Origin of the sequence: Nocardia vaccinii NBRC 15922 (assembly GCF_001613305.1) — a bacterium.
In the GTDB taxonomy this organism is placed as follows: domain Bacteria; phylum Actinomycetota; class Actinomycetes; order Mycobacteriales; family Mycobacteriaceae; genus Nocardia; species Nocardia vaccinii.
Map to the genome: position 1 here is coordinate 298,564 of NZ_BDCC01000035.1, position 6,853 is coordinate 305,416.

6 protein-coding genes, 1 tRNA gene and 1 pseudogene are annotated in these 6,853 nt (G+C 65.2%); 4 read left to right on the forward strand and 4 right to left on the reverse strand.

Annotated elements, in window-relative coordinates:
* The first annotated feature begins 83 nt into the window (after positions 1-83).
* On the forward strand, positions 84-1,193 hold the full coding sequence (locus NV1_RS24055; RefSeq protein WP_157117307.1) for a hypothetical protein: 1,110 nt from the start codon (positions 84-86) through the stop codon (positions 1,191-1,193).
* A gap of 152 nt (positions 1,194-1,345) precedes the next feature.
* Here NV1_RS24055 and NV1_RS24060 read toward each other — a convergent pair whose 3' ends face one another.
* Both NV1_RS24060 and NV1_RS24065 read right to left on the reverse strand, forming a co-directional pair.
* Complete coding sequence (locus NV1_RS24060; protein ID WP_084525703.1) at positions 1,346-2,563, reverse strand: cation diffusion facilitator family transporter; 1,218 nt, start codon at positions 2,561-2,563, stop codon at positions 1,346-1,348.
* Positions 2,560-2,952 carry an ArsR/SmtB family transcription factor gene (locus tag NV1_RS24065; RefSeq protein WP_084525704.1) on the reverse strand — a complete coding sequence of 131 codons (393 nt, stop codon included), beginning with the start codon at positions 2,950-2,952 and terminating at the stop codon, positions 2,560-2,562. The genes NV1_RS24060 and NV1_RS24065 overlap by 4 nt, the downstream gene beginning before the upstream one ends.
* Positions 2,953-3,088: 136 nt before the next feature.
* Here NV1_RS24065 and NV1_RS24070 point away from each other — a divergent pair, with 136 nt between their 5' ends.
* From NV1_RS24070 to NV1_RS43775, 3 genes are all read left to right on the forward strand, one after another.
* Complete coding sequence (locus tag NV1_RS24070; RefSeq protein WP_067895388.1) at positions 3,089-4,561, forward strand: flavin-containing monooxygenase; 1,473 nt, start codon at positions 3,089-3,091, stop codon at positions 4,559-4,561.
* A gap of 129 nt (positions 4,562-4,690) precedes the next feature.
* Positions 4,691-4,766, forward strand: a tRNA-Arg gene (locus NV1_RS24075).
* 112 nt (positions 4,767-4,878) lie between these two features.
* Positions 4,879-5,259 (forward strand): hypothetical protein, encoded by a 381-nt coding sequence (locus NV1_RS43775; RefSeq protein ID WP_067895391.1) that lies wholly within the window; start codon positions 4,879-4,881, stop codon positions 5,257-5,259.
* A 156-nt stretch (positions 5,260-5,415) separates the two neighbouring features.
* Here the strand turns inward: NV1_RS43775 and NV1_RS46900 are convergent.
* Both NV1_RS46900 and NV1_RS45175 read right to left on the reverse strand, forming a co-directional pair.
* Positions 5,416-6,537, reverse strand: a pseudogene (locus NV1_RS46900) (recombinase family protein); the annotation flags it as partial.
* 79 nt (positions 6,538-6,616) lie between these two features.
* Positions 6,617-6,853 (reverse strand): ImmA/IrrE family metallo-endopeptidase (locus tag NV1_RS45175; RefSeq protein ID WP_373864646.1); only part of this gene is annotated, 237 nt, incomplete at its 5' end.

Below are 6,853 nucleotides of genomic sequence, written 5' to 3' on the forward strand. Positions count from 1 at the left end.
CCCTGCCCACCCGGCGAACATCGCGCAAATCAACTCGGCCGCCATTCGGTGATAGGGATCTGCTGCGTAAGTATCATCGGTCTGTGCACGAGCGGTCCGGGATAACGGTCTATACCTTCGATTTCGGCGAACGGGCCGCTGCGCAGGAGGTGGCCACCCAGTTGGTGACCCGCGGCTACGCCGCCGTCGCAGTAACGGAAGTCGACCAGGAGACGACCTGGCAGGTGGTCGGCGTGGATGCGGGGCCGTTGCCCTCGGCCGACGTCCAATGGTGGGAGGGCGCCGAACAGATCTTCATCGAAGAACTCGCGGCCCGCCATCTGGGTTCGGTCCGGTCGCTCGTCATGCACAAGTCCGATCGCGGCGCAGTGGAACTGCGTGGCACCGTTCTGGCCGACCGCACCTCCGCAGCAGCGGCCTCGGCCCGGCTCGCCGCCTATCAGACGTACCCGGCCCGGACAGAGCGCCCCGTTATTCGGCACGGCCTGGCCGATCTCCCGATCGAGGACGGCCCGGCGTACACCGCGGCGGACCTCTCGGATATCGACGAGATCGACTGGGCCGCACTGCAACACGCCTACGGTCCAGCAGACGACGTGCCGGAACTGCTGTGGGCCTTGGCCGCCGACGACGAGGGATTCGACGAAGCGCTCCAAGACGGGTTCTACAGCAGCCTGTTCCACCAGGGAACCTGCTACACCGCGACCCCGTTCGCGGTGCCGTACCTGGCCAGACTCGCGGCGACGCCCGACTTCACCCCGTCGTACCGCATCGCCCTGCTACAAGCCATGATCGAACTGTCCACCGTGGGTGAGCCGGGCAACCGAACCGTGGTCGAGCGGACGGTGGCCGCCGTAACCGAAGCGACGCCACGGGTTCTGGCTTCTTGGCCCGACACCCCGGACCGGGTCCGCCCGTGGATGGCAGCCCTGGCCGCGGTCACACCAGGAAAGCCGGCGGCAGCGGCTGCCCGGCTGCGCGAATACCGCGCCGCGACCGCGGGTCCGAGTCCGGCACTGGATCTGGCGCTGGCGCTGCACACCGACGACCACGAAGCGGCCGATGCCGTGATCCGAGCCGCGGCTCGCTGGGATCACGCCATACGTGACCTGCTCTTCCGTGCGGATCCAACACCCAGCCGCAGCCGCACGGTGCTCAGCCGGCTCGCCGATGCCGAATTCGCCAGACGCTGAACCACTCTCGCCGGACCACTCACATCGGCGACCCCGGTCCGGGCAACACCTGCGGCCGACCCGGAGAAATGGCCGCGACGACTGGTCTGCGACGCGATCTCCTACCTGGCGCGAGGCTGACCCGCCGGTCACCCGAGTTCGCAGCTGCTCTCTCAGGCGTGCTCCGGGTACGCGTGCACCAGTGCGCGGTCCAGCCGCGGCACCGCATGAGCGAGCGTGTGCTCCGCTTCGTGCGCGATGCGGTGTGCGTCGGCCAGGCTGGTGTCGGGGTCGATGTCGAGTTCGGCGTCGGCATACAGACGGTGGCCCAGCCATCGCATTCGCACACTCCGCACGCGGAGCACACCGTGTTCGGCCGCCAATGCGCGTTCCGCCGTGGCGATCAGGGCCGGATCGACCGCGTCCATCAAACGGGCGAACACATCACGTGCCGCGGTCCGCAAGACCCCGAGAATGGCCACGGTGATCAGCAGCCCGACAAGCGGGTCGGCGAGCGGGAATCCGACCGCGACTCCCCCGGCCCCGATCAGCACCGCCAGCGAGGTGAGGCCGTCGATGCGGGCGTGCAGTCCGTCGGCCACCAGGGCCGCCGAACCGATCCGCCGCCCGACCCGGATCCGATACAGCGCGACGATCTCGTTGCCCGCGAATCCGACCAGTCCGGCGGCCGCCACCCACCACAGATGTTCCAGCGGCAACGGATGCATCAGCCGCCGCACCGCCTCGTATCCGGCCAATAGCGCCGACAGCGCGATCACCGTAATGACGAACAACCCCGCCAGGTCCTCCGCCCGCCCGAACCCGTAGGTGTACCGCCGCGTCGCGCCCCGCCGCCCCAGCGCGAACGCGATCCACAGCGGCACCGCGGTCAACGCGTCGGAAACGTTGTGAATCGTGTCGGCCGCCAATGCCACCGACCCGGACAGCAGCACGATCGCCACCTGCACCGCGGCCGTCACCCCCAGCACAACCAGGCTGATCTTCACCGCCCGGATGCCCGCGGAACTGGATTCGAGCACGTCATCGATGCTGTCGGCGGCGTCATGGCTGTGCGGCACGAGCAGCTCGCGCAGGACCCCGCGCACCCCGTGCGAATGGGTGTGTGGACCGTGTACGTGGGTGCGCCCGCCATGCGTGTGTGCATGCCCGTCGTGCGCGTGCGAATGCTCGGAGTGCTCATGGGACTGCCCAGCCCGCTCGTGGGAGTGCCCGCCGCGCTCGTGCGAATATCCGTCGTGCGCGTGCGAGTGCTCGCCCTGCTCACCACCCTCACGCACATGCTCACCGTGAGCGCGAGGATGCCCGTCCCGCGGCCGGAGATGCTCGACGCTCTCGCCCGATGGTCCGAACTCGTTGTGTGCGTTGCTCATTCGCCTGCCACTTCCTTGCGCGGTAGTTCCCGGACCGATGCGACGGCACGATGATGCGCCGGGACTCCCGGACCGGCGTGCTCGGCGTTGTGCACCGCGTCCACGACGAGCTGGCGTACGTGCTCGTTCTCCAGCGCGTAATAGATCGAGGTACCGGACCTGCGGGTGCTGACCAGCCGGGCCATCCGCAGTTTGGCCAGATGCTGCGAGACCGAGGGCGCGGGTTTGCCGACCCGCGCGGCCAGATCGTTCACCGGGAGCTCGCCGCCGGCCAACACCCACAGCAACTGCACGCGGGTCGGATCGGCGAGCATGCGGAACACCTCGACGACCAGCCGGACCTGATCCTCCTCGATCAGCGAGCGCCTCATCTCGCTATCTGCATTCATACGCAGATAATAGCCCAGCGCGGCCGGACCGCGTCGAGTGAATCGGTGGCACGCACCTTTCCAGTTTGGCCGAAAATATTGATCTAATGTCCGGGGTTACCCTAGAAAACCCGGTCCGACCACATAATCTCGGGTTATGACCCGCACGCCGTCCATTCTCATCATCGGAGCCGGATTCGCCGGGCTCGGCATGGCGCTCGAGCTGAAGCGCAACGGCCTGGACAATTTCACGATCCTGGAGAAGGCCGCCGATCTCGGCGGGGTATGGCGGGAGAACACCTACCCCAATGCCGCCTGCGACGTCCCCTCACCGCTGTACTCGTGGTCGTTCGAGCCGAAGACCGATTGGCCGCGGCGCTTTTCGCGGCAGGCCGACATCCACGCGTACATGCGTTCGGTGGCGACCAAATACGCCCTGCCCGACAAGATCCGGTTCGGCACCGAGGTCACCGACGCGGAATTCGATGAGCAGCAAGGCATCTGGCAGGTCCGCACCGCCGACGGCAGCACCCTCACCGCGGACCTGCTGATTCCCGCGGTCGGCCAGCTGTCGCGTCCGGCCCTGCCGAACATCCCGGGTATCGACACCTTCACCGGCGCCGCGTTCCATTCCGCCGAATGGGATCACAGCGTCGACCTGACCGGCAAGCGGATAGCCTGCATCGGCACGGGAGCCAGTGCGATCCAATACATTCCGGCGATCCAGCCGCAGGCCGCGCACCTGACGCTGTTCCAGCGTTCGGCCGCCTGGGTACTGCCGAAATTCGACACCGAGTACACCGGGTTCCACCACGCGCTGTTCACCTGGTTCCCGCCGAGCCGATGGGCCGAGCGGTTCGCGATCTGGCTGTTCTTCGAGGTGATGGCGCTCGCGCTCACCGACATTCCCGGCATCAAGGGTCCGGTGGTCCGAATCGCGGATCGTCATCGCGAACAACAGGTTCCGGATCCGGAACTGCGTCGCAAACTCACCCCCGACTACGCCGCCGGATGTAAGCGCGGCCTGTTCTCCAACGAGTACTTCCCCGCGCTGAGCCGGCCGAACGTCACCGTGGAGACCACCGCGATCGAGGCGGTCACCCCGAAGGGCATCCGCACCGCCGACGGCGTCGAGCACGAGGTGGACGTCATCGTCTACAGCACCGGATTCAAGGGCACCGAATTCCTCGCGCCCATGAACATCTACGGTCGCTCCGGCCGCAAACTCGCCGACGTCTGGTCCCCCGAGGGCGCCCGCGCCTACCTGGGCATATCGGTGCCGGACTTCCCGAACCTGTTCCTGATGTACGGCCCGAACACCAACGTCGGCGCCGGCTCGATCATCTACATGCTCGAATCCCAGGCCCGCTACATCCGGCAGATCGTCCGGTACCTGTCCGCCCGACCCGGCCGCTACCTGTCCGCCCGCGCGACCGTCGAACAGTCCTGGGACGACTGGCTGCAACGCCGCCTGAAGGACACCCCCTGGAACTTCTGCTCCAGCTGGTACCGCAACGCCTCCGGCCGCATCACCAACAACTGGCCCGGCGCCACCATCCTCTTCCGTTGGAAGACAAGGAAATTCACCCCCAACGACTACGAAGAGTCCACCGCCCCCGCCCACCCGTGACCCAGCGTCTCGCGCCATACCATCGAGCCACGACACCACAGCTACGCCCGATGGTCATGCGAGATGCCGCACATCCACCTCCGACCAGGTAGACTCGCCCGAGCCCGGTGCCCACCCCACCACCGGCCAGCCTCCGTAGCTCAGGGGATAGAGCAACCCTCTCCTAAAGGGTAGGCCGCAGGTTCGAATCCTGCCGGGGGCACCAGGCCATTGCCTTTCAAACCTGCGCCAACCGGTGCAGGTTTTTCGGTTTCTTCGCTGGTAGGCCGAGTATTGCGGATGACATCCATCAGTTCCACTCCGCCCTCCGCCGGCCGTTGGTCGGCCACGTCGATGCCGGTGGCCAGTTCGACCGCTACCGCTTCGGCATCGCTCACTGCCGTGGCGATCAGTTCGCCACCGAGCAGGGTCTTGAACGGTTCGGCCAGCTCGACGCGGACCTCATCCTGTTCGAGGTAGACCTTCTCGAAGAACGCTTGGTTGAACAAGCGGCGCACACTGTTGCTGGCTTCCGCATAGCCCGCGTAGCAGTTGCTGGCGTAGTTCAGGGCGGTGCGCAGGTTGGTCTCTACGACCTCGATGTTCAGCAGGCTGGCTTCAAGGCGGGATTCGATGTGCGCCAGTTGCTCGGCGATGCGGTCTTGTTCCTGCTTCATCAGGTCCAGCGGAAGCGCTCCAGCGTAATGAGCTTGGAGTAGCTTGCCGCGCTCATCGAGCAGGCGCTTCTTCTGTTTGTCCAGTTCCCGCGCCTCGCGGTCTGCGGCGTTGCGGCTGGTCGACAGTTCACCCCGGAGGCTGGTTTCGATCTCTTCACGCATGACGGGTGTCAACTGGATCGCCTTGTATTCCTCTTCGACCAGTTCTTCGACGCGGTCGATCAGCACGGCCCGGCGCTGGCAGTCGTTGAACTTCTGGTGACGGCCGAGGCACACGAAGTACGGATAGATGGTGCCGTGCCGGTTCTTGGCGTGGGTGACGATGAGCCGACTGCCACATCCGCCACAGAACATCGTGGACTTCAAGTAGTGCGGATGCTCTCGTATCTTCTCGCCGTTCACCCGTGAAGACAGGAGGGTCTGCACGAGCTGCCAGGTGACAGGATCGACAAGCGGTGTGTAACGGCCAGGATGCACGGCTCCCCGGTAGACGACCTCACCCTTGTAGTACGGCGAGCGCAGGATCTCTTGCAGTCTGGTGTATTTGACTGTGGTGGCGGGAACCTTCGGCGTCGGCCGAGTTGTCAGCCCTCGGGCCGCGAGCTCCCTTTCCAGTCCCTTCAGGGTCCATTCCCCTGTGGCGAACGCCTGGAAGGCCCAGGCGATCAAGGGGCCGCGTTCGGGGTCTACGACCACCGTGCGGATCTCTGCGCCTTGGTCATTGATGACGCCGACGTTGCGGTAGCCGAGAGGCGCTCGGTTCGGCGTGCCGCCGGTGCGAGCCTTCTCGGTCATACCCTTCAGCACCTCGGTGGCGAGGTTTCGGGAGTAGAACTCCGAGATGGAGCTGAGGATGCCGTGCAGCAGCATCCCCGAAGGGGTTTCGTCGATGTTCTCGGTCGCTGAAACCAGCTCAGCGCCAGCGGCTCTGATGGCCATGTGGATCTCGACGTCGTCGGCCCGGTTGCGCGCCAAACGGTCGACCTTGTGAACAATGACGTAGTCGACCGGGTGCTCCTGGATGTAAGCGAGCATCTCTTGAAGTTTGGGCCGGTCGGCCGTCTTGGCGCTTTCGCCGCGTTCCACGAACTCCTTGACGACAACCGCGCCGAGCGACGCGGCCTTTTTTCGGTTGGCGTCGCGTTGCGCAGGAAGCGAGTAACCGTCCGCCTCACCATCCTTCTCTGCTTGCTCCTTGGTGGACACGCGCGGATACGACACAGCCGTTTTCAGCGGCTGATCTACCCCACTGATGCCCAGATCGAGTGGTTCTATTTTTCGTGCCATATTTATCCTCCGATAGATTTCGTTGTTCTCCATATAGGCTTCGCTGTTCGCCGCACTCAGCGAAACAGTGCGGTGAGCGAGTGTTCATCTCGTATGGTCTTGTCTGGTCTTTTCATTGCAAGCTCCTCACAAAATCTTGCGGTGACCGTTCGATCCATCCCGAGCTATTCACGCGGCCTTGGCATAGTGCTTGCCAGCCGATCGCGTGCCGCACGACGCCAGTTTCTTCGCGGTGGTCACAGTCACGTAGTCCCGTCTGGCGGAGTCGCACCTCGATCGCGATTTCGCTAACGCCGAAGAGTCGAGCAAGATCGGTGACTTTTTGGATACCTTGCCCCCAGGCACGCTT